We start from the raw sequence: 22395 nt of genomic DNA, 5'->3' as shown, positions 1-22395 counted from the left end.
AGGGGGCGGTTAAATGGCGATACCCGTTGTAAACGGCGCGATGTGCAATTGTACGTTTGGCGCCGCGCCGTGCCCGCTTATGGCGACGAGCCAGCAGCAGGCATTGGCGGTCAACATGCCGATGGCGACTATTTCCGATGTGACGTTGGCCACCTTTGGGATGTGTTCGTCCATGGCAAATCCCACGGTTGCCAGCGCGACAGCAGCCGCATTAGGCGTTTTGACGCCGATGCCGTGTACGCCTGTCCCGGCCGGCGTGTGGGCGCCCGGCTCTCCGACCGTACTGGTAGGCGGGAAACCGGCGCTTAACAACACCTCCAAGCTGATGTGCGCTTATGGCGGGGTGATCAGCGTGACGATGAGTCCCGCCTCCACGGTCAATGTGCCATGAAGGGCCGCCGGGAGGCGTTCCGTATGAAGCTGTAAAAGGAGCGTCACGGATGGGGCTGAGAGCAAAAAAAATACTGGCGATTTTGGCTGTGTTTGCAGTATTTCTGACCGGGATGTTGTTTACCCTCTCGGTCAAGCGGTCGATGATCGACGCGGTTTATGCCGAAAATAACCGCTTACAGCTTGCTTTTTCCGCAGGGCAATATGTGAGCCGGATTGAATATTCCATTCATTACGGCAAACAACTGGAGGCATATTATAATATGGACAGCCTGCTGGAGCAGATGCGTCAGACCTCCTCCTATATGGAGGGGGTCTGTGTGGTGTCCGCAGAAGGAAAGCTGTGCGGACAGGCGGGCCGGTTTGACAAACAGATTTTGAATCCCGCGCCGCTGCCTGAGGCGACCGGGTTGTATGGAAGCCTGGATACAGCGGATGAAGCGTGGCTCTGGCTGGATATCGAGGGGAAGGAAGGGCTTGCGGGCCGGATGCTGCTGCGGCTCAACCGCGCCGCCCTCAACGCGGAGGCCAAACAGGAAAAACAATCGGCAGCGTTGCAATCGCTGGTGATCTGGTTGGAGGCGGCCTCGGTTGTTGCGCTTGTGATTATGCGCGCGAAGGAGAAGCGCCGTCCCCACGCTGCGTTTCGATTTTGTGTTTTACTTTGCGTGTTTATCCTTGCGGCACAGACAGTTGACCTGGGATTGGAAACCGTGCAGGCCGGATGGCGGACAGAATCGATGGCCCGGCGCAGCGTCCATCAGGTCGTCCAGACCATCCAGGAGGAGGTGAACGGCGTGATCGCAAAGGGAGCGCAGCCGGACAGCCTCGCCGATCTCAACAGCTACCTGCGCAAGACTGAAGGAAGCATCGACGTGATCCGCACGCTTTACAGCGATCAGAATGCGGTGATATATGGACAGCATTCCTCCGAATACGTCAGCCGGCGCACATGGGGCTACACTGCCAGGGCGTTGGCAGCAGCCGGTGCTGTGCTTGGATGCTGTACGGCCGTTTGCCTGACTGCCTGGTTGGCGCCTGCCGCCATACGGCGCTATCGCTATGGAAAAAAGAAGGTGATGGCATGAGGCGGCGAATACGACTGGCAGCCCTGCTCTGTGCCGTTCTTCTGTTGTTTTTGCACGGCTGTGTTCCGGCTGCACAGGAAACACAGATGATACCATCCCGGCTTGCGCTGGAAATATCCGAAATAGAAAGCACGGTCCGCACGCCGGAGCTGCGAGCGGACGGGAAACCGTACAGAATGCTGATAGTGGCAATTTCGTTTGACGCCACCGTGTCTGTAGCCGATTGTTACCTGCGTGAACTCAAGCAGTCTGGATGGATATTGGAAAATCCGTTGGAGGACGGTCAGGCTGTACGGTACGACGGGCTGTTTGACGGATGTGACCTGGGACCTTATCTGGAGGTTTGCGGAGGAAAGATCTATGACATTGCAGCCGATGGGCAACAGGCTGTGAATCAGGCGATTCAGGAGCATGTGGACGCCGGTGAAGCCGATGTGATTTTAGCGCTGGGCACGGAGGCGGCGCAGCTTGGTAAGCAGTGCGCGCGCGGCCGCGTACCGCTGATCGCTTTCCCGCTCGCGGACGCCGTCGGCAGCGGGATTGTGAAAGGGGAGCAATACTCAGGGATTCCGAACGTATGGGCGCACACTGACCCGGAGCGGTATCAGCGCCAGCTTGTGCTCTATCACGACCTGATTCCCTTTAAAAAGCTTGGGCTGATCTACTATGACGAGGGGCTTGGCGGCCGCACCGGTTATCTAAAGGCGGCTGCGCAGATGGGAATCGAGCTTGTGGAACGGCGGATCGATCCGCCGCCCATGTCCGACAGCGCAGATAGTGAGGCGGCGCTAGCCGCTTACTGGGACAGTTTGGAGGCTGCCTGCGACAACCTGCTGGAACAGGAAAGCATCGATGCATTTATGCTGACGACACAGATTGTCCGTCCACAGGAGCGTGCTAAATCGTTTATCCAAAGGTTTCATGACGCGGGCGTGCCCGTTTTTATCCAGACCGGCGAACCGTTGGTCGAGGCGGGCGGCCTGATTATGCAGGAAAGCCTTGTTGACGAGGAGATCGGACAGCTCGCCGCGGATGTAACGGCGCGAGTGCTTTGTGGAGAGCAGCCCGGGAATATCATGCAGCCCTACACCTGCACCCCGTATATCGTTGTCAATCAGCGGGCAGCGCGCGCGTTAAATATTCAGCTTCCATTTGAACTGCTTATCTCCTGTGAAAAAATTTATTAGAAACCGGCGTCCCACAGGCTGGGGCGCGGCCTGAAACAGCGCAGCGCCCGCCCCACTGTTCGCGGCGCAGCCGAACTAAGTTTTTCGCCGAAGCCTTTTTTCAAAAAGGCTGGAGCGCAGCCGAACTAAGTTTTTCGCCGAAGCCTTTTTTCAAAAAGGCTGGAGCGCAGCCGATTAAAGTTTTTTGCCAAGCTTTTTTTCAAAAAAGCGGGAAAGGAGCGGTTATGAGCCTTGATTTTATAAACGCGGGCAAGCCTTATACGGATCAGAAATCCTTTCTGGAGGACTGGAAGGCGCTGCTCGATTGGCGTATCTACCTGGTCTATCAAAACCACGCCTGGCTCGGGCCGGAAAACAGGCTCCAAAATATGATGGGGCTTGTGGTATCCCGCGAGGAGTTTGAATATAATCTCGCCCGCTGTGCACAGGAGCGGGCGTATCAAGGTCTGTCAGACGAGGAGGTGCGCGATCTCGAGGCAGCCGGCGCGCTGGTGGAAAACCGCATTGACTGTACAGGCGGCGCGCTGCCCGCCCTCGCTCTGGCACAAACGCTGGGACTGAGCCGGTTTGAGCGGGACTGCGTGCTACTCGGCTTTGTGGCGGCTACAGATTTGAAGTATGAAAAGATATTTTCATACTTGCAGGACGACGCGGCGCGCAAGCTGCCCGGGATGGCGTTGTGCTGTCAGCTTTTTACAAAGCCCGGTGAATTGATCGCTGGCAGTATGTCCGGCTTTCGGGCTGGCGGGCTGTTTTCCGCCCTGTTTGAACCGCGCGGATGGGAAAACGCCGATTTGGAACTGCGCCCGTTTGTGATGGATTATCTGATTGGCGGCGCGTTCCGGCTCGCGCCGGGAATGACGCTCGCGACGGCCAGCGCGCCGCGTGAACCGTTGGTGATTCATGGGGAGATGGCTGCGGAATTGGGCCGTCTGGCCTGCGGGCCGGTTGGAATGCTGGTGCTCCGGGGGGAATCCGGCAGCGGCAAGCGCCTGCTGTGCCGTCACGCCCTTGCACAGGCCGGGAAGGGCGCGTTATTTGCCGATCTGCGCGACGGTTTGGATGATATTCCAGGGATGGTACGTCACGCGGCGGCAGCGGCCCTGCTTGCCGGAGCCTGCCCCTGTTTTCTGCATGGGGAAGCGTTGGATACACCGGAAAAGCCTTTGGAACCAGTTTTTGAGGAGGCCGTCGGCGCCCTTCCGGATGGATGCGCGCCGGTCTTTTTGCTGACGGAAAACAATTACCGGGCCTGTGGACTTTCAAACCGGCGGGTGATATTCACTTACGAACTGCCCGAAACAACCCAGGAGGAGCGCGCGGCCCTGTTTGAAGCCTTTTTGGATGGATGGACGCTGGGGGCGGGAATCGATACGCGGGAGCTTTCGGCCAAATTCCGGTTTACCCCCATGCAGATTTACAATGCCGTGAGACAGGCCAAGGGCACTGCGGCTGAATCTGCACGCCGGATGATTGGAGCGGAGGAGATCCACCGCTGCTGCTATGGACAGGCGGTTCACCGCCTGGACGCGCTGGCCGCGAAGGTGCGGCCAGCTTACGATTGGGACGATCTGATCCTGCCGCCCGGACAGGTGCGGCTGCTCAGGGAGGCATGTTCGCATGTGCGCCAGAGCTACAAGGTCTATGGCCAATGGGGCTTTGGAGGCCGCGTGCAGTATGGGCGCGGCGTTTCCATGCTTTTTGCAGGGCCGCCAGGAACCGGAAAGACGATGGGCGCGCAGGTGATCGCCAATCAGCTTCACATGGAGCTTTATAAGATTCAGATTTCGCAGGTGGTGAGCAAATACATCGGCGAAACGGAAAAGAACCTGCGGGAGGTCTTTACCGAGGCGCGTAAATCGAACAGCATCCTGTTTTTTGACGAGTGCGACGCGCTGTTTGGAAAACGCGCTTCGGAAGTCAAGGATTCAAACGACCGAAACGCCAACATGGAAACCGCCTATCTGCTCCAGCAGGTGGAGGATCACGACGGCGTTGCCATTATGGCGACCAACCTGCTCCAGAATATCGATCCGGCATTCATGCGGCGTATCGGGTTTGTCGTTCACTTTCCCTTCCCAGAGAAGGAGATGCGCGAACGCCTTTACCGCGGAATGCTGCCGGCGGCCGCCCCTGTCGCGGATGACGTCGACTTTGCCTTTCTGGCCGAACGGTTTAGGGTGTCAGGCGGCGGGATTAAAAATATTGTCCTGCACGCGGCGTTTCTTGCCGCCGAGGAGGACGCGCCGATCTGTATGAGGCATCTTGTCCGGTCAGCGGTGGGGGAGCTGCGTAAAAATGAGATTGTCGTCGTCCGGGAGGATTTGCGGGAATATGCCGACCTTGCCTTTGACTGAACGGAAAAGAGCCGCCCCTCCTATTCCGTATGGGCGGCTCTTTATACCGTATGGGCCAGTCAATTGCCGGCGGCGCGGCGGCGGCGTATTTCCGCCTGTCCCGCCATGAAATTGGCGTAATTTTCGTTCCCTTTTCCGCCAAAACTGTTTTGGACGTCAAGAAATGCCGCCCGGTCGCCCGGATCCTTTTTGCCCCGCTCGCCTCTGGAAGAATACGCCATCAGGCCCTTTACATATTCGCAGATATCGGATGCGTAGTTGTACTGCTCCTGAAGCTGCGCGGCTTGCGCTTCGGGCAAATTCTGCGAGGTACCGGCCTTTAACAGCATACTGGCTATGTCCCGGGTGATCTGCGCTTTTTTATAAAGCTCCGCTGTTTGCTCATAGCGCATGGCGGCGTCGTCGGTGGAAAGGATACGCTTGTTGTGCACATCCTCAAACTGGCCCATTTCCGCTTGAAGATCGGCTACGGACCGGCCGACCATGCCAACCAACGGTAAGCCCGCCTGCGCAGCCTGCTGCCCATAGCCGTTCGCCGCGCCGGAGTCCCCCTGGCGCGCCGCGCGGCCCTGCTCACGCATTGCCCCTTTCACAGCATGCTCTGCGTCCAGAGCGGACGAAAGCGCGTCGTCGCTGGCGCCCAGCGTTGCGTCGCCATTGGCGATCGCCTGGCTGCGCTGGTCATGGGAGGTCAGAAAACGCACCATATCGCGGTTTGTGGTACTGCCAATATCATATTGGGAATGCGTCCCCTTAAAAGCGTCGGTGCGCTGCTTGATCGCTTGCCCCATCTGATCTGCCTTTGCTATCGCGTCGACTCTGGCCCCGGCGGTATCGGTACCGCTGTTGGTGAATGAACCTGCGCGGAAACCGGCGATTGAATCTTCGGGATCGGCTTTAGCGCGGCCCACCCAATAGTCTTTCTGTTGTGCGAACCGCGCCGTCATATCTTTTTTCCATGCGCCGATTTGCCGTTCACGGGCCTTGCGTTCCTTTTTGGACTCCTCGGTTGCGCTGGCCTGGAGTGCGGCTCCTGCCAGCGGCGCGGCGCTCATCGGCGCAATCTGAGCGCCCGACGCCTGGGGGATAGCGGTTTCGCCGCGCGCGGCCATCACGCCCTGCGCGTCGGCCTGACGCTCGAAGGCGCTGTTCTGGACAAGGCCGCTACCCGAAACCTCGCCGCGCGATTGCTGGCCGATATGCGCCAGCTCGTGGCCAAGCAGCGCCTGGCCGGAAAAGGAACCCATATTGAACTTACCGGGCGCGAACGCGATTTCATTGCCCATCGCGGCGGCCTGCGCCCCTTGTTGGCCGACCAGCGGGCTTTCATAGATCTTTACAGAGGAAAAATCCATGCCGAGCGAAGCGCCCATTTTTTCGCGGACAGGCCGGGGGATGGCGCGGGGCCTGCCTGAAGAACGGACGGCCTGGACAATGTCCGGAGACGCAGCTTGTTTTTTAGCGCGTTGTACATAGCTTTGCATTCTGTACGGCTCCCTTCAAGGATATTTGGATATTGTCAGTGCGCCCCTGTAAACCAACGGCTGCTAAAAAGGCGTGTCGCGGCGTTTGAACGCAGCGCCCGCGCGCCCATACGCCGCAAAAGCGGATGGCGCTGCGCGTTAAATCCTGTGACGCCACGTGCGCGGTTGTCCTGCACTTCGTCACGGGTGGGAACGCGGCCGATAAAGTGGGCGATATCGTCGCGGTAATCCTCCCGTGCCGCCCCTTCTAAGGAAAGGTAACGGTTGCGGAAAGACTGGATACCGCCGAGCACCGAGCCTTCCGCATATTCCCGGTCCCAGAAGCCGGGCCGACGCGCGGCGGGCTCCGCCGCCTCCAGTGCAGGCGTCGGATTGTTGTCGAGTTCGCCAAGGGCGGCCTCGGGCGGCGGATTGTTTTCATTCTCGCCGAAAGTGGGTTCGGGCGGCGGGGTGATCGGGTGATTCACTTCATACTCCATAGCGGCAATCGCTTCGCCGTCCGGTACAGCCGGCTGCGCATCGCGCTGTGCCCGGCGGCGCGCGATGCGCTCCGGCTTGGAGCCAGGGGAGATTCGGGCCTGGACCGGCGCGCCGCCAAGCGGGAGAACAGGCTGCGCGCTTTCAACAATCGGCGGGTTGGGTGGTTCGACCGGTCGCTGGACGGCATCTGTCCGGGCCATACGCGCGGACATGGCCCGTCCTGCCAATGGTTGTTGTACATGTGGGGAAGAAAACGGCGCTGTGCGCCGCCGTTCGGACTCATACATACTGGCTCGCCTCCTGGGGAAGTATTTCTGCCGTTTTGGGAAAATGACAGAGCATTGTTTTTTCACGCTCCATAGCGGTTGAAATGCTGGAGATAAAGTGTCTGACCAGACCTTCGGAGGTGGAGTTGATCGCGGTGATGCGCATCGGCTGCTCCTCCGGAAAACCGGGCAGGGCAAGCGTGAGGGCGCGGCTTGCCATCGCCGCCATCACGCCGAGATCGCGCCTGACTGTTATACAGTCGGAAAGCTCAAGCTCGCCGCCTTCCTCCCGCATCAGCAGGCAGCCGGCGAGCGTTTCGCCATGGAAAGCGGCCACAGAAACGTCCAGGAGGGTAGCTTCATCCAAGAGAAGGCCGCTCAGGGGATTGTTTAATGTATTCATCGCTTCATCAATCAGACCGGCCTGCGCATCAGTCAGAGCAGCCAGTGGAAGAATCTGCAGCCCATTTCCCGCCATCCGCTCCAGACGAGGCAAATAGGCGGAACGGCGCACCTCCCCGACTGTGGAACGGTAGGTGACAGCCGTCATGCCAATGGTGTAAAAGCCGCGTCGATGTAAAAAGTCCTCAAAGGCATCCGACTGCGCAAAGGGCAGGGTGAAGCGGATACGCAGCGTTTTGGCTCCGCCCTCGGCGGCAAGCTTCTGCGCGCCTGCCAGCAGGAGAGAACCTGCACCCTGTCCGCGCGCCTGCCCGTCAACAAAAAACCAGCTCAGACGCCAGTCCTCCTCACTGGGAAAAGGCGGCTCTACGACAGCGGCCGCACAGAGCAGCCCGTCCCGCGTAACACATCCGATTGTCCGGCATTCCCCGGTGAGTAAAAATGGATGCAGATAGGATGGAATATATGGAAGAAATGCGGACAGCTGCGGCTGCGACAAACGGAGCAGATACATAGGACGCCTCCTGGCTCATGAGAGAATTTGTTATATATACGAGCGAGCGTGGAAAAAATCCCCTTGCCAAAAGAGAATTTTTTGGTAAGAGTGGCCGTTCCCTTTCCAACACGTTATAATGAGATCCAGGCGGCGCCGATGTATGTTCGACGATTTTTTCGCTGTTTATCGCAACGCTTGATTGGGGTTGCCTGCTCCTGAAAATCATTGAAGGGGAGATATCCTTGAATCAATCCATAAAAAATTGCCGCATACGCAGGGTGGCTGCTCTGCTGCCGGCATTTCTGTTGATCCTTTCTATATTGGCGCCGGTACAGGCGCAGGAACGGACCGCTGCAAAAGAAACGTCCTCTGCGGCCGGCATGGCGGCGCCCGGCCCCGCGGCAGTGCTGGATTCGGGGGCGGATAACCTTCCCCCCACGAATCTGGGAGGAATTCAAAAGCCGCCGCCCACAGGCGACATGCCGCAGGGCGACGCCGGGGCGCTCGCGGGACTGCTCGGCTGGCTGGAAAGCGATGAACCGGAATATACGCTGACCGGCGACGTGGTCTGGCCCGGAGGCGGGTTCCCAGCAGCCGGGAACAGGGGCAAAACACTGCATATGGGCGGCCGCAATATTCTTGTCCCAAAAGGGAAGATGCTTCTTGTCATTGGAAACTACCGGTTTATCGGAGACGGCGGCGCGCCAATGTTTACCATCCAGACAGGCGGGCTGCTCAAGCTCAATATGGATGTAACGTTGGAGACGACGGATGGCTGCGCCGTGGAATTGGAGGGGGATTCGCGCGAAAATCCTGATCAGGCGGGGTTTTCGGCGGGTTACGGCGCCGTGATTGCAAGAGGGGCGGATGCGGTGGCGGTCCGGTCCGGCGGCGATCTGTTCCTTAAGAGGGTCGATATCCGGACGGAAGACGGCGCAAAGGCGATTGAAGCCGCAGGCGATGTCCGGCTGTATCTTTCAGTGACGGCGGGGGCGGTCACGGCGGGCGGGACGCTGACGGCTGACGCGAGCGCCCTCTCGCCAGTTCCGGAAAACGCCCGGATCATCAGGCGCACCGCCCGCCTGTATCGGAGCGCGCTCAATTTCCCGCTGTTCCGTCCCGCATATGGAGAAGACCCGATTCTGCTGGAAACCATGACTTATGAATTGGCGGCGCAGGGAGGGGGGGACGTCCCCGATACGTATGCCGACCTGCATGTGGATTGGCGGAGCGGCGGCCAGGATATCACACAGCCCGGTATTTATCAGGTCGCAGCGGCAGCGCGGCCCCCTTTTGAGGGGGTTCCGCTCGCCTGCCCGGAGGAGGAGATCACCCTGACGGTGATGGAGGAGGGGCGGCCGTATCTGTGGCACGCTTGTCATTATGCCAATACAAATCAGGATGTGCTTGAACTGTATGGTTCCGTACCAAGGGGATGGAAAGGGCAGGTCTACTGCTCTGAGGACAGAGGCGAAACCTGGACAGCTTGGGGAGAGTGGTCGCCCATTGCGAACAACGGTGTCATCGAATTGGACCGGCGATTGGAAAACGGGAAAACTTATTGGTTTCAGGTGGATGTGGATATGGGCGGCCGGATCATGCGGACAAACCTGATGGAGGTCTCGGTCGGAGAAAATGGCCTGCCGCAAAGCAGGCCGCTCAGCGGCGACCGTGACGACAGCCGCCGGGGCGACCGCCCCGCGCGTCCATCGGAGGACAGTGGGGCCGACGGTTCAGATTTGAACGGCATACGTCTGACTGAATCGGCTGACAGAGCGCCTGCGGCTTCACAAGCGCTTCCCGCGGCAGAGCTTGCTGGCCAGGCGCAAGCGCCACAGTCTGCATCAGCAAAGCCGGATCACGGGCGTGATCCGGCTTGCAGCCCTCCGGCAAAGCCCGGAGGGCTGCAACCCAACGAGTCTGGCGCGGACGCGTCCGTCTCCTCCCATCCACAGGTACAAAGCGGCTTGGAGGCTTTAAAAACCCTGCCGTCTCAAGACAGTGTAGGGGAATGGGAATCAGGCGGCGGCTTAAAACCCATATTGCCGATCGCCATACTGGTCTGCACCGCAGCGGCGGTGGGCGGTGTATTTTACCGCTGGATTTGCCGGCGAAGGAGGCGGCAAAAGCCTTGAAAAAACAACGCGTTTTATTCATCGTGCTGTTTTGTGGGCTGCTGGCATGCAGCCTCACCGGATTTTTGCTTCTCTGCCGGTACGATAATAAATACAACTGGCCCGGCCCGCGCGGCCGCCAAGGGGTGCTTTGGATGAAGCCGGGCGACCGGCAGCGGTATCCACTGTTTTTCCTGGCCGACGGGTGGGAATTTTACCGCGGCTACCACACACCGGACGAACTGGACGGTCTGTCGCCCGACCGGGTGCTTTATCTCGGACAGTACGGCGGATATGAACTGGACGATCCTGCGGCCGATCCGCGCGGCAGCGCGACCTACCGTTTGACCATTCTGACGGAAGGCGGGAACGACTGGCTGCTTGAAATGCCGGAGGCATATTCCGCCTGCCGCCTGTGGGTAAACGGAGAAGCGTACTACTCGTCAGGCGAGCCGGACCCGGAGCGGTACAGCCCCGCTATTGCGGACGCGCCGGTGGCGATCCGGGCAAAAGGCGCGATTGAACTTGTCATTGCGGTCAGTAATTTTGACAGCTTTTACAGCGGGTTGATCTATCCGCCTGCCTTTGGAACGCCAAAAGCTGTCGGCTTGCTGCGATCCCTGCGCCTGGCGCTGCACAGCGCCGCCGTCGCCGCCGCGCTGCTTGTGGGCGCCGCCTGTCTGCTGCTTGGGCTGCGCCAGGGCAGACGGGCGGGTTCGGCCGGATTTGCACTGCTCTGCCTGTGTTATTTCGGTTATGCCGGATACCCTGTGGCGCATGCGGTGGGGATCACTGGTGTCTGGTGGTATCTCTTTGAAAAATTGAGCCTGTATGGGATGCTGTTCGCGCTCACAGTGGTCGCCGGACAGCTCTGCAAAGCGCCGCTGCATATACGTACCGCTGCTTTTTCAGCCGGGATGGCGGTGTGTACGCTGGTGATAGGCTTCCCGCTGCTGCCCGGCGCTTGGGATACGGCGGCCATGCGCCTTTACAGTGCGCTTCTGCATCTCTATCAGTGGACAGCGGCCGTTTATTTGATTGTTTTGTGTATAGCGGCCGCATGGCGGGGAAATCAGCGGGCGCGCGCCCTGCTCTGTGGGACAGGTGTGTTTGGGTGTGCGCTGCTGGCGCGTGCGGCCGCGCCGCTTTATGAGCCGGCTGTCACCGGCTGGCCCCTGGAATGGGGCGGACTGGCGCTGATTTTTGTCATTGCCGGGATTTTAATCGGGGAGAATCTCCGCGTCTGGCGGGAGGGCCTGGCTGCGCAGTCGGCGTTGGCAGTCCAGAAGGAGGAGGCGGATCTGTTGGCCCAATATCTGGAGACAACGGCGCGCAGAAACCATGAGGTGCAGCAAAATTATGGGCTGCTGCGGTTTTATCAGACACAGGGCGAAACAGAGAAGCTGGCCCGTCTTTTGGAACGGCTCTGCGGCGAAACGGCGGACGTTTTGCAGGTCTATGCGCCGCACCGGCTGCTCAATGCCATTTTAACGGTTAAGCTGGCGCGGGCACGCGCGCTCAATATCGATGTACGGCAGGAGGTGGCCTGTGTGCCGTCCGAACTGCCGTATGAGGATGTTGATCTGTGCAGCCTGCTGGCCAATCTGTTGGATAACGCGGTGGAAGCATGTGAACGGATGCCGGAGGGGATGGCTCGTGTGATCTGGGTGGGCGTTCAGTGCGCCAATGGAAGCTTTTCTGTGATTATCCGCAATACGGTCCATGGGGATTTGCCGGGAAGGACCGCGAAGCGGGATGTGGTACTGCATGGGCATGGATTGACGGTCGTCACGGAGATTGTGGAGAAGTATGGAGGGATACAGACAGCTTATCTGGAGGACGGCTATTTTACGCACAGCGTCGCATTGCCCGTTTGTGCAACCATAAACTGAGCCACAGGCGACTCTGCGGCGGCGATGGAGCCGCCCTCAAGGCGACCCCGTCGTTTTTGGTAGGTTCGACCATATTTTTTCAAGCCCTATGCTATAGAGATGCTTTTCTGCACAAGATTTCCATGGTTTTCCTAGATAATTCTCCAAAAGTAGTAAGGATTGTCTCTGGATTCTTGACATTTTCTATCTAGAATGGTAGAGTGAAGCTATCAAGAGATTGTATCCAAAAGGAGGGATGGAACCTGCTGATCACGCGGGAGATTGATTATGCGCTGCGCATTTTACGGGCGTTGTCCGAGGGGGAACAGGTAAGCGCGGCGCAGCTCTGTCAGCGGGAATTGATCCCGCAGCCGTTCGCATATAAAATTATGCGTAAGCTGTCAAAGGCGGGCTTCGTTTTAATCACCAGAGGCGCTGACGGAGGATGCCGTCTGGTGGTCGATCTGAAAGAAAAGACACTCTACGATCTTTTGTCCGCCATGGATTCCGTTGAATTTGTCAATGCTTGTATGGCGCTGGGATATCAATGCCCTTGGCGGGAACGCTACGGCGGCAAATGCGGTATCCATATGAAGCTTGAATCGATCCAGCAGGCGATAGACCGTGAATTGCAGTCGCACAGTCTGGCGTCCATTCTCTCCAGCGGTCTGGATTGATCCGGCGCCGGGATTGTTTTTCAGCCGAAAAGTGGATGAAAATTGTCCTGTATGTGACGGGCTGTTTATATCCACATGATCAAAGCACGAAATTGCGCAAGATAAAGGAGGCCGACCCTATGTTGTTTCAAACCACCCAGGCGCACGAGGCGCTGCGTGCAAAGGTAAGGGAGTTTGCGGAAAACGAAATCAAACCGATTGCCTTTGTCATGGACCAGAACAATGAGTTTCCCGACGAGCAGATCAAGCACTTTGGCGAAATGGGGCTGATGGGCATCCCATATCCCAAGGAGTACGGCGGCGCGGGGCTTGACGTCTTAAGCTACGCCATCGCGGTTGAGGAGCTTTCCCGTGTCGACGGCGGTACGGGCGTCATCCTCTCCGCACATGTTTCGCTCGGCTCCTGGCCGATTTTCGCCTTTGGAACGGAGGAGCAGAAGCAGAAGTATCTTGTCCCGCTGGCGCGCGGCGAAAAGCTCGGGTCGTTTGGCCTGACGGAGCAGAACGCCGGCTCGGACGCGGGCGGCACCGAGACGACCGCGGTGCTCAAGGGCGATTATTATCTGCTCAACGGCAGCAAGATCTTTATTACCAACGCGCCCAAGTCGGATATCTATGTCGTTTTTGCCGTGACAACGCCGGATATCGGCACGCGCGGAATCTCGGCCTTTATTGTGGAAAAGGGCTGGGAGGGCTTCACCTTCGGCGATCACTACGACAAGATGGGTATCCGCTCCTCCAGTACCGCGGAGCTGATCTTCAACGATGTCAAGGTCCCCAAGGAAAACCTGCTCGGCAAGGAAGGGGACGGCTTTAAAATTGCGATGGCGACGCTCGACGGCGGACGCATCGGTATTGCGGCCCAGGCGCTCGGCATCGCGCAGGGCGCGTTTGAGCACGCGGTCGAATATGCCAAGGAGCGCATCCAGTTTGGCAAGCCGATCGCTTTCCAGCAGGCGCTTTCCTTTAAGATCGCCGACATGGCCACCAAGCTGCGCTGCGCGCGTATGCTCATCTACAGCTCGGCCGAGCTGAAGGAACACCATGTCCCCTATGGTATGGAATCGGCGATGGCCAAAATGTACGCCTCCGATATCGCGCTGGAGGTTACAAACGACGCGCTGCAGATTTTCGGCGGCAGCGGCTATCTCAAGGGTATGGAGGTCGAACGCGCCTATCGCGACGCTAAGATCACCACCATTTATGAGGGCACCAACGAAATTCAGCGCGTGGTCATCGCATCGCACCTGCTTGGAAAGCCTCCGAAGGAGTCCTCCGATGGCGGCAAGCTGCGTAAAAAGCCCGCGCCGGTCACGGGTCTGCGCAAGACGATGATCTTTAAGGAGGGCGACGCCTCCGACCGGGTTGCGGCGCTTGTCGCAGCGCTCGAAAAGGACGGCCACGATTTCACGGTCGGTATCCCGCTCGATACTCCTATCGCTCAGGCGGAACGCGTCGTTTCGGCGGGCAAAGGCATCGGCGACAAGAAGAACATGAAGCTGATAGAGGCGCTGGCCGCCCAGGCGGGCGCGGCAATCGGTTCGTCCCGTCCGGTCGCGGAGACGCTCAAGTACGTTCCGCTTGGCCGTTATGTCGGAATGTCCGGCCAGAAATTTACAGGGAACCTTTACATAGCCTGCGGTATCTCAGGCGCCACACAGCACCTCAAGGGAATTAAGGACGCTTCGACAATTGTGGCGATCAATAAAAACGCCAATGCACCGATCTTTAAAAACTGCGACTACGGGATCGTCGGCGATCTGACGGAAATTCTGCCGCTGCTGACGGCCGCGCTTGACCGGGGCGAGAAACAGCCCGCGCCCCCGATGGTTAAGATGAAGCGTCCGACTCCGCCTAAGCCGGCCCCTATTGGCAAAACATATGTCTGCGGCGGCTGCGGCTACGAATACAATCCGGAATTTGGCGACCCGGACAGCGACGCCGCGCCGGGAACACTCTTTGAAAAGCTGCCGGAGGATTGGGTCTGTCCGGAATGCGCGGAAGGTAAGGAGCAGTTTATCGAGGCGTAAGAATCTGTGCGCCGCCATCATAAGGAGGAATCAATTATGTATTGCGTCCGTAATGTGACAGAGGATCTTTACTGGGTCGGAGCAAACGACCACCGGCTCCATCTGTTTGAAAATATTCATCCCATCCCGCGCGGCGTTTCATATAACGCCTATCTCCTGCTCGATGAAAGCACCGTGCTTTTTGACACCGTCGATTGGTCGGCCTGCCGGCAGCTCCTTGAAAATGTCGAGCACCTGCTCGACGGCCGCCCGCTCGATTATCTGCTGATCAACCATATGGAGCCGGACCACGGCGCGTCCATCGAGGAAATCCTGCTTCGCTGGCCAAAGGTCAAGGTGATCAGCACGGAGAAGGCGTTTATGCTGATGCGGCAGTTTGGTTTCAGGATCGACGACCATGAGCTGATTGAGGTCAAGGAAGGCGATACGCAGTGCTTTGGTAAGCATACCGTCACCTTTGTGGCTGCGCCGATGGTGCATTGGCCCGAGGCGATGGTGACGTTTGATCTGACAAACGGCGTCCTCTTTTCCGCTGATGCGTTCGGTTCGTTCGGCGCGCTCGATGGAAAGCTTTTTAACGACGAGGTCGATTTTGACCGCGACTGGCTCGACGACGCCCGCCGCTATTTTACCAATATTGTTGGAAAGTACGGGCCGCATGTCCAATTGCTTTTGAAAAAAGCCGGCGGCATCCTGGACAAGATCAAGGTGTTCTGCCCCCTGCATGGTCCGGTCTGGCGCAATAATCTGACTTATCTGATCGATAAATACGACCACTGGAGCCGCTACGCGCCGGAGGAGCAGGGCGTTATGATCGCATACGCCTCCATGTATGGAAACACTCAGGACGCTGCGCAGGCTCTGGCCGCACGGCTGTGCGACAAAGGTTTGACCAAGGTGGCCCTTTACGATGTCTCCAATACGCATGTCTCCACCCTGATCTCCGAGGCGTTTAAGTACAGTCACATCGTGCTTGCTTCTGTGACGTATAATCTGGGCATTTATCCGGTTATGCACAACTTCCTGATTGATATGAAGGCGCTGAACCTGCAAAACAGGACCTTCGCCCTGATCGAAAATGGTTCCTGGGCCTGCAAATCGGGCGATTTGATGCAGAAGTTCATCGACGAGGAAATGAAGGACATGACTGTTCTCAACGAACGGCTTTCGATGGCCTCATCGCTGCACGCTGATAAAGCAGTCGAGCTGGAGGCGCTCGCCAACGCGCTTCTTGAATCAGTAGGTCATACGGCGGAATAAGTGTCATAAACCAGCAAATAAAAAGAGCCTTTGCGCTTGCAAAGGCTCTTTTTGCGTGATTGAGCGCACGGACCGTCAGCCGCAGCCGCAATCGCTGTGTTTGCTGCGCTTGGGCACTACATACGGAGCAGCGATTGGAGCGCAGCCGCAGTTTTTGAAGCCGATCGGCTCCGGCTCACACGATTGGAAAATCGGTGCGGCGGCCGGCGCCGTATCCGGACAATCGCAGGCAGGCGCAGGTTTTGCAGCGGCGCAGCCGCAGGCGGGCGCAGGCTTTGCAGCGGCGCAGCCGCAGGCAGGTGCAGGCTTTGCAGCGGCGCAGCCGCAGGCGGGCTCGGCCTGGCAGTTATCCGCAACTGCTGTAGCGGGGCAGTCGCATGTATTTGCAGCCGCAGCAGTTGACATACAGCCGCAGGCGGGTGCAGCGGCGCGTGCGCAGGTGTTCGCCTGCGCCGTGTTTGTACGTCCGCAGACGGGGGCTGCGCACCGGCCGCGGGCATTTGACGGGGCGCGGTCGCGGCAGGCTGTGGACGCACAGGCCGATTCGGCCGCGTTAACAACGGTTTTCCCCTCTCCAGACGCAGTACATGGCGGCGAGAACAGCTTGTCGGGCGGGTTGCAGGCTTTATCAAAGCTCGGGTTAAACGCATAGAAGTTCTTTGCGTTCGTGTTCTCCTGGGTGATGCGCAGAGCGTCGCCGAAACGCTGGAAGTGTACAATTTCGCGCTCGCGCAGGAATTTGATCGGATCGCGTACATCGGGGTCATCCGCAAGACGCAGGATATTGTCATACGTTTTGCGGGCTTTCTGCTCTGCTGCAATCATATAAGAACAACTTTTTGATCAGGGGCTGTTTTCAAACAAGCCTTAAAAGTTCCAGTGAATTTCAATCGGAACGTCCCTTGTTCCCGGAATGCGCTTGCCGACAGATATATAATCAATCAGCGTTTCCACAATTTCGCGGGTAAGATGTTCCGGGTTGGTGTATTGTTCAATCAGTTCGCGGCGATTGTCGCCCGCCGCTTGTTTTTCTTCGATTTCAGCTAACCGCTTTTTTCCGTCAGCAATCACACGTTCTATACGGTCGCGCTCTGTGATAAAGCCTTTTGACATATCCACATAATCACTTTCGGAAATCAAGCCCTTTACCTTATCCATGTAAAGCTCCCGAATACCCTTTGAATATTCATCAATCTTTTTTTGATAAATGGTAAGGTCAGAGAGCAGACGTTTTTTTTGCCCTTGCAAATTTCCGCAAAACTCAATATTTTGTTCCAATGCATCCCTATCAAGGTATTCAGCCGATAGTCGGTTTAACTCATCAATGACAAGCCTCTCCAATTTATCGACAGAAATAAAAGAACCAATACAAGCGTCTTTCGCTGCATGGCGATTTGAGCATTGTAAATAGTGCTTGCTTCCACGCCCCGGCGCAGTTTTAGATGAGCGCATTGTATAGCCGCAGTTGGCGCAACGGGCTTTTCTTGCAAATAAACCGATTGTGCCAGCGTCAAAGGGTTTTGCCCTCTCTGCGACTAATGCTTGCACTCTGTTCCATAACTCGCGGTCAATAATTGGTTCGTGCGTCCCCTTAACAATATACCATTCGCTTTTGGGGCGCGGCTTATTTTGCTTTGTTTTATAGGAAACGCTGCCATACCTTCCTTGTACCATATTGCCGATATAGATTTCATTTACCAACATATTGGAAATAGAAAAGTATTTCCAAAGAGTGCTGTTTTTCGTTTTCGGCTGTTGGTATCGCAGACCACGCAGACGCTTATATTCTGTTGGATTTGGTATGCCCCTATCATTGAGCATACGGGCGATTGCTGTCTTTCCATAACCCTGTGAAAACAAGGTAAAAACCTCTCTGACAACGGCGGCGGCTTCCTCGTCAATTATTAAATGCCCCTTTTGGTCGGGATCTTTCTTATAACCGTATAGAGCAAATGCGCCGATATGAAATCCGTTTTTCCGTCTGTTGGTTAAAACGCTGCGGATATTTTCGGACATATCCTCTAAGTACCATTCATTGACAAGCCCGTTGATTTGACGGGATTTTTTATTTCCCTTGTTTGCGGTATCTGCGTTGTCAACAATGCTGATAAAGCGAATACCCCAAATAGGAAAAAGTCCGTGTATGTACTTTTCGACAAGCTCCAATTCGCGGGTAAACCGCGATTGCGTCTTACATAAAATAATGTCAAATCTGCGCTGTTCAGCGTCTTTTAGCAAACGGTTAAATTCTGGACGCCGTCGATCTGACCCGGTATAGTCGTCGTCGCTGTAAATGTTGTAAAGTTCCCATCCCTGTTCCATAGCGTATTGCAGCAGCATCGTTTTTTGATTCTGTATGCTGTTGCTGTCGTCGGTTTCAAATTGCTTGTTTCTATCTTCTTCGGATAAGCGGCAGTAAATAGCTACTTTCATGTTCATATTTCCTTGGAGATAGGAACAGGCCGCCTCATTTATGTTATACTATAAAAGAGGAGGCTTGTTATTATTGCCGTACTGCGGCTATTCCTTTATTCTTTTCAATTTTATTGATAAGCTCAATCCATTTTTGTGTGAATTGGCTTGTGGTAGTCGTGCTTTCGCCGCTTTTAAAAACACTACTACAAATGCTCTTGGATTTTTTGTTGTTTTTCATAATTAACCCCCTTTCAAGAATGGCTAATATACTATATGAACAGCGGCAAGTCCACTATTATAACATCATTCAAATGAATGGCAATTGCGGACGCTTGTTAGGACAAGGTCAGGGGAGTTTCATCTCCGCTCATTTAAGGCAGCCTTACCAAATGCCAGCGACGCTTCTAACGCTCGGAGTATGGCTATGTAGAATCCTGCTCTAAGAAAGTGGCGGGCTGCGCTGTGCTGGCTTTTGCCGTTTTCCACCGGCTTGCGGGGCTGGGATTGCGCCAGCTTTGCGGCTCTATTTTCTTCTGCTGTAAAGCTGGGGATAGCCAAAACGGGCGTAAAAAGACAGGAAACCCTTTCCTCGATTTCCTGTCTTGGCGCGCCGTTCTGCATGTACAGCAGTTATTCAGTTTTTAGCTGGCTTTGATTTTATAAATCGGAGCTTATCACAATACCGTCACTACAAAACCAACTACCGAGAATAGGTTGCATAAACAATGAAAACATATACTTATATACAAATTCTTTTTCTTATATGCCACATATGCAACTGGTGCAAACGCTAATATACGAAATATATTATTAAAAGGCAACCAAAAATGATAGAGTGAAAACAAAACTCCTATAAGTATTGGGAGAAGTGAGAATTGCTTTTTATAATGTGAAGTTAAATATCCTCTGAAAAACAATTCTTCTGTTATTGGTGCAATTAGCCCATTAAAAATGCCATAATATATGCAGGTTAAAATCAGTATTGGTTTGGAAAACAATTTTATATATTCATAATTTGTCCAATCAAAACCGATCGGTAAATTACTAAGTAAAGTGGATCTCATCTTATCAAAAATCTGATTTTCTAAGGGTGCAACAAATACCGACAGCAATCCTGTCACTACAAAGAAAACAAGTGCAATTATTAGTATATTCCATAGCGGTAATTTTTCTTGCCCAACAAATGCACTTTTAAGTGAGTACGCTCCATTTTCCCTTTTGCTTGCAGATAAAATCATGCCTAACTCCATTGGCACCAATATAAGCGTTCCCAAGATACAAAATAGTAGTATGTGCGGTATGTTGCAAAAATTTCCCAATAACAAATAAATCAAACTTAAAACGATTGCGGGTATAAAAATTCTTAATATAAGTCCTTTCGTATCTATTTTGTCCATCTGAAACATCCTCCATTAAATTCCGATTTTCCATTGTTTTATTATACATTTATTTTTCCAAAAATGAAAGCGTTTTCTTATACTTTCTATCCATCAAAACGGAACTTAAACAGGATGGCGGCAAGCCGCTGTCTTATGTGGTATCGGGTGTATCCATGATTTCTCCCCTTATTGTAGAAAGGCGTTGGGAACGGCAAGTGTCCCAACGCCGATTTTTTATAGGTTAACGAGACGATTTAATGCCTCAAAAATGCCGGATTGTATATGAGGGAAGATTTCCGTTCCGAACATAGCCGCCATATCATCATTCATCTCAGCCACTATTTTATGTGTCACTTGAATATTGCCTTCAAAGGATTTGATGATGTGAGAGGTCGTGATTTTTCCAAAAGGTAAAACCGTCTGGTCTGTAAACTCCTCATTTTCCTTTACAGAAACAATGGTCATGCAGCGTGGCTCATCATCTCCCTCTGTATGACAGCGAATGGTACTGCCTACTTGAAACGCCCCGTCGATTTCAACTTTTGTGGAATCATCCCATTTTGTCCAATTCGCAATATCTGTCCAGATATCCCATATTTCCTTATCGCTTTTTCCTGTCATTAAGCTGACTTGTGCTTCAAATTTTTTCATGTTTACGCTCCTTTTTGTTTTTGCCCATCATAGCATAAAATTCTTGACAGTTATATGTCAAGAATTTATAATTGAAATAAAAAATCGAATGGATTTGAATTATGAAAATTGATAGGCTCATTGCAATTATTATGATACTGTTGGAGCGCGATAAAATCAAAGCCGAGGAATTGGCAAATATGTTTGAGGTATCTCCACGCACAATTTATAGAGATTTAGATTCCATCAATCAAGCAGGTATTCCTATTGTTGCGCTATCTGGGCCGGGGAACGGTGTCAGTATCCTAAAATCCTATAAGATCGAAAAAAACTTGTTTTCTATGAATGAAATTACAGCCCTGTTGATGGCGTTGGGCAGTATTCAAAGCAATCTGCCCAGCAAAGAAATTACAACAGCTTTAGCAAAGGTCAAGGGGATGGTTCCCCCAGAAAAACAAGAGCAACTAAACTTCAAAGCAAATCAAATTAAAATTGATTTTTCTCCTTGGCTTTACTCCGAAAGTGTTCTTAAAAGAATTCAACTGATTCAAAAGGCAATGGAGCAACAATTCCTTTTACAGTTTGAGTATAAAGATAATAAAAATTCTGATACAAGCCGAACAATAGAACCCTATTGTTTATTGCTAAAGGGTGAGGACTGGTATTTACAGGGCTTTTGTCTCATAAGGCAGGATTTTCGTACATTCAAAATTTTGCGGATGAAGAATATCACGATTAACGAACAGTTTTTTGAGTTGCGTCAATTTCCATCGGAACAGATGAAACAAGCGCGTTTCAGTGACAATACTCTTGTGCCTATAAAGCTGCGTGTTCATGGGGATATTCTTGACAAAATCATTTCTCGTTTTGGAGAGGATTGCCTTACAAGAGAGAATGAAAACGATTATATTGCACAGGTACATATGCCAATCAGCGAACTTGCAATTAACTACTTGCTGGGCTTTGGAACAAAATGCGAGTGTATAGAGCCTGTTGCTATGCGAAATAAAATGCGCGAAATCGCCAGTGAGGTTTATCGAATGTATGGGGGGAGCGTCGGATTTAAAAATTTTCTAATGGGGGTAAGCATTTTTAGGCTTCCACATCTTGACTGCCATAAAGTAAAACAGATGGTAACTGTCAATGGCGGCTTGTAGAGCCGTTTATCTCGACTACATTTATAATTTACAGGGGCGGCAGTATTGTAGGTTGCCGCCCCTTGATTACCCCGAGCTTTCTTTGTTATTTTAGCTGCCTATCGGATGTTCTTTTTGTTGAGCAACAATATAACAAATCAATATAATTACAAATGATAGAGTCTGCGCAATGCTTATCCTTACAACCATAAATTTATCGATACCTGTACTTGACACAACATGGAGAATATTAACAATCGTATTGTTTATGAAATGATGTCCCATTGCCATATACAAGCTGCGAGTCAATTTTGTCATCAGCGCAAATTCGAAGCCTACTAAACTTGATGTAACAACCAGTAATATAGAGTTTAAAACAAAACCTTTATAACTCATTGTTCCGTCATAATAACTTCTGATGGGAGCCATGATATGCCATAATCCAAACAGACCTGCGGCAATAATGGAAGATATAATAAAGGAATATTTCTTTTCCAATATTTTTTGAAATAATCCTCTAAAAATGCCTTCTTCCATAATTACATTGATAATATTTCCAACAATACAGATTGCAAAGAAAAGAAAGCCTGTCTGGTTGCCAATGGTACCGTTAACAGAATAAGAACTTACATACAATTCAAGATTTTCAAATTCACCTTGCATTATGGAAATCATAATTTCAACTAAATACGCAGGCACAAATACAAATAAACCAAAAGCCAAACCCTCTAAC

Annotated in this window: 19 protein-coding genes; 10 read left to right on the top strand and 9 right to left on the bottom strand. The window is 53.8% G+C overall.

What is annotated here, in order from left to right:
* Positions 1-13: 13 nt before the first annotated feature.
* The 4 genes from FMM72_RS01115 to FMM72_RS17085 all read left to right on the top strand — a co-directional run bounded on the left by FMM72_RS01115 (position 14) and on the right by FMM72_RS17085 (position 5022).
* Positions 14-391, top strand: a complete 378-nt coding sequence (locus FMM72_RS01115) for a DUF4280 domain-containing protein (RefSeq protein ID WP_162220328.1) — start codon at positions 14-16, stop codon at positions 389-391.
* Between the two features lie 49 nt (positions 392-440).
* The gene (locus FMM72_RS01110; RefSeq protein WP_162220327.1) at positions 441-1478 is read left to right on the top strand and encodes a hypothetical protein; all 1038 of its coding nucleotides are present in this window, start codon (positions 441-443) and stop codon (positions 1476-1478) included.
* Entirely contained in the window at positions 1475-2665 is a 1191-nt protein-coding gene (locus FMM72_RS01105) for an ABC transporter substrate binding protein (protein ID WP_160209124.1), read from the top strand. Before FMM72_RS01110 ends, FMM72_RS01105 begins: the two co-directional genes overlap by 4 nt.
* Before the next feature lie 224 nt (positions 2666-2889).
* Positions 2890-5022: an ATP-binding protein gene (locus FMM72_RS17085; protein WP_162220326.1), complete on the top strand. Its 2133-nt coding sequence runs from the start codon at positions 2890-2892 to the stop codon at positions 5020-5022.
* A 59-nt stretch (positions 5023-5081) separates the two neighbouring features.
* On the opposite strand, the gene FMM72_RS01095 is transcribed toward FMM72_RS17085, so the two are convergent.
* From FMM72_RS01095 to FMM72_RS01085, 3 genes are read right to left on the bottom strand one after another with little or no spacing between them, the layout of a single operon-like run.
* The gene (locus FMM72_RS01095; protein WP_162220325.1) at positions 5082-6506 is read right to left on the bottom strand and encodes an eCIS core domain-containing protein; all 1425 of its coding nucleotides are present in this window, start codon (positions 6504-6506) and stop codon (positions 5082-5084) included.
* Positions 6507-6541: 35 nt separating this feature from the next.
* Positions 6542-7273, bottom strand: coding sequence for a hypothetical protein (locus tag FMM72_RS01090; RefSeq protein ID WP_162220324.1), 732 nt, complete (start codon positions 7271-7273; stop codon positions 6542-6544).
* Positions 7266-8168: a GNAT family N-acetyltransferase gene (locus FMM72_RS01085; protein WP_162220323.1), complete on the bottom strand. Its 903-nt coding sequence runs from the start codon at positions 8166-8168 to the stop codon at positions 7266-7268. The genes FMM72_RS01090 and FMM72_RS01085 overlap by 8 nt, the downstream gene beginning before the upstream one ends.
* A 224-nt stretch (positions 8169-8392) precedes the next feature.
* On the opposite strand from FMM72_RS01085, the gene FMM72_RS01080 reads away from it, so the two are divergent.
* The 5 genes from FMM72_RS01080 to FMM72_RS01060 all read left to right on the top strand — a co-directional run bounded on the left by FMM72_RS01080 (position 8393) and on the right by FMM72_RS01060 (position 16102).
* Positions 8393-10285 carry a hypothetical protein gene (locus tag FMM72_RS01080; RefSeq protein WP_162220322.1) on the top strand — a complete coding sequence of 631 codons (1893 nt, stop codon included), beginning with the start codon at positions 8393-8395 and terminating at the stop codon, positions 10283-10285.
* Positions 10282-12156, top strand: a complete 1875-nt coding sequence (locus tag FMM72_RS01075) for an ATP-binding protein (RefSeq protein ID WP_162220321.1) — start codon at positions 10282-10284, stop codon at positions 12154-12156. Before FMM72_RS01080 ends, FMM72_RS01075 begins: the two co-directional genes overlap by 4 nt.
* 200 nt (positions 12157-12356) lie before the next feature.
* Positions 12357-12812: an RrF2 family transcriptional regulator gene (locus FMM72_RS01070; RefSeq protein WP_257431675.1), complete on the top strand. Its 456-nt coding sequence runs from the start codon at positions 12357-12359 to the stop codon at positions 12810-12812.
* Positions 12813-12931: 119 nt separating this feature from the next.
* Entirely contained in the window at positions 12932-14842 is a 1911-nt protein-coding gene (locus tag FMM72_RS01065; RefSeq protein ID WP_162220320.1) for an acyl-CoA dehydrogenase family protein, read from the top strand.
* 36 nt (positions 14843-14878) lie between these two features.
* Positions 14879-16102 carry an FprA family A-type flavoprotein gene (locus FMM72_RS01060; protein ID WP_160209116.1) on the top strand — a complete coding sequence of 408 codons (1224 nt, stop codon included), beginning with the start codon at positions 14879-14881 and terminating at the stop codon, positions 16100-16102.
* Between the two features lie 75 nt (positions 16103-16177).
* On the opposite strand, the gene FMM72_RS17570 is transcribed toward FMM72_RS01060, so the two are convergent.
* The 5 genes from FMM72_RS17570 to FMM72_RS01040 form a co-directional block, all read right to left on the bottom strand.
* Positions 16178-16927: a manganese catalase family protein gene (locus FMM72_RS17570; protein WP_373925760.1), complete on the bottom strand. Its 750-nt coding sequence runs from the start codon at positions 16925-16927 to the stop codon at positions 16178-16180.
* 42 nt (positions 16928-16969) lie between these two features.
* Positions 16970-18535 (bottom strand): recombinase family protein, encoded by a 1566-nt coding sequence (locus FMM72_RS01050; protein WP_347561212.1) that lies wholly within the window; start codon positions 18533-18535, stop codon positions 16970-16972.
* Between the two features lie 70 nt (positions 18536-18605).
* Entirely contained in the window at positions 18606-18755 is a 150-nt protein-coding gene (locus FMM72_RS16930) for a hypothetical protein (RefSeq protein ID WP_180322862.1), read from the bottom strand.
* A gap of 436 nt (positions 18756-19191) precedes the next feature.
* A complete protein-coding gene (locus FMM72_RS01045; RefSeq protein WP_162220318.1) occupies positions 19192-19914 on the bottom strand; it encodes a CPBP family intramembrane glutamic endopeptidase in 723 nt (240 codons plus the stop codon).
* A 216-nt stretch (positions 19915-20130) separates the two neighbouring features.
* Entirely contained in the window at positions 20131-20547 is a 417-nt protein-coding gene (locus FMM72_RS01040; RefSeq protein ID WP_162220317.1) for a hypothetical protein, read from the bottom strand.
* A gap of 101 nt (positions 20548-20648) precedes the next feature.
* On the opposite strand from FMM72_RS01040, the gene FMM72_RS01035 reads away from it, so the two are divergent.
* Positions 20649-21683 carry a helix-turn-helix transcriptional regulator gene (locus tag FMM72_RS01035; RefSeq protein ID WP_162220316.1) on the top strand — a complete coding sequence of 345 codons (1035 nt, stop codon included), beginning with the start codon at positions 20649-20651 and terminating at the stop codon, positions 21681-21683.
* Positions 21684-21773: 90 nt separating this feature from the next.
* Here FMM72_RS01035 and FMM72_RS01030 read toward each other — a convergent pair.
* Positions 21774-22395: CPBP family intramembrane glutamic endopeptidase (locus tag FMM72_RS01030; RefSeq protein ID WP_162220315.1), on the bottom strand; the 622-nt coding region annotated here is incomplete at its 5' end.

Source organism: Anaerotruncus colihominis, assembly GCF_010206195.1.
Classification (GTDB): Bacteria; Bacillota; Clostridia; order Oscillospirales; family Ruminococcaceae; genus Anaerotruncus; species Anaerotruncus colihominis_A.
The sequence above is the reverse complement of the archived record's forward strand: the minus strand, read 5'-3'. Positions and strand labels throughout refer to the sequence as shown.

Excerpts from the sequence above, each read along its gene's own strand:
- FMM72_RS01115 (WP_162220328.1), top strand. The coding sequence starts at position 14 with ATGGCGATACCCGTTGTAAACGGCGCGATGTGCAATTGTACGTTTGGC.
- FMM72_RS01110 (WP_162220327.1), top strand. The coding sequence starts at position 441 with ATGGGGCTGAGAGCAAAAAAAATACTGGCGATTTTGGCTGTGTTTGCA.
- FMM72_RS01105 (WP_160209124.1), top strand. The coding sequence starts at position 1,475 with ATGAGGCGGCGAATACGACTGGCAGCCCTGCTCTGTGCCGTTCTTCTG.
- FMM72_RS17085 (WP_162220326.1), top strand. The coding sequence starts at position 2,890 with ATGAGCCTTGATTTTATAAACGCGGGCAAGCCTTATACGGATCAGAAA.
- FMM72_RS01095 (WP_162220325.1), bottom strand. The coding sequence starts at position 6,506 with ATGCAAAGCTATGTACAACGCGCTAAAAAACAAGCTGCGTCTCCGGAC.
- FMM72_RS01090 (WP_162220324.1), bottom strand. The coding sequence starts at position 7,273 with ATGTATGAGTCCGAACGGCGGCGCACAGCGCCGTTTTCTTCCCCACAT.
- FMM72_RS01085 (WP_162220323.1), bottom strand. The coding sequence starts at position 8,168 with ATGTATCTGCTCCGTTTGTCGCAGCCGCAGCTGTCCGCATTTCTTCCA.
- FMM72_RS01065 (WP_162220320.1), top strand. The coding sequence starts at position 12,932 with ATGTTGTTTCAAACCACCCAGGCGCACGAGGCGCTGCGTGCAAAGGTA.
- FMM72_RS01060 (WP_160209116.1), top strand. The coding sequence starts at position 14,879 with ATGTATTGCGTCCGTAATGTGACAGAGGATCTTTACTGGGTCGGAGCA.
- FMM72_RS17570 (WP_373925760.1), bottom strand. The coding sequence starts at position 16,927 with ATGATTGCAGCAGAGCAGAAAGCCCGCAAAACGTATGACAATATCCTG.
- FMM72_RS01050 (WP_347561212.1), bottom strand. The coding sequence starts at position 18,535 with ATGAAAGTAGCTATTTACTGCCGCTTATCCGAAGAAGATAGAAACAAG.
- FMM72_RS16930 (WP_180322862.1), bottom strand. The coding sequence starts at position 18,755 with ATGAAAAACAACAAAAAATCCAAGAGCATTTGTAGTAGTGTTTTTAAA.
- FMM72_RS01045 (WP_162220318.1), bottom strand. The coding sequence starts at position 19,914 with ATGGACAAAATAGATACGAAAGGACTTATATTAAGAATTTTTATACCC.
- FMM72_RS01040 (WP_162220317.1), bottom strand. The coding sequence starts at position 20,547 with ATGAAAAAATTTGAAGCACAAGTCAGCTTAATGACAGGAAAAAGCGAT.
- FMM72_RS01035 (WP_162220316.1), top strand. The coding sequence starts at position 20,649 with ATGAAAATTGATAGGCTCATTGCAATTATTATGATACTGTTGGAGCGC.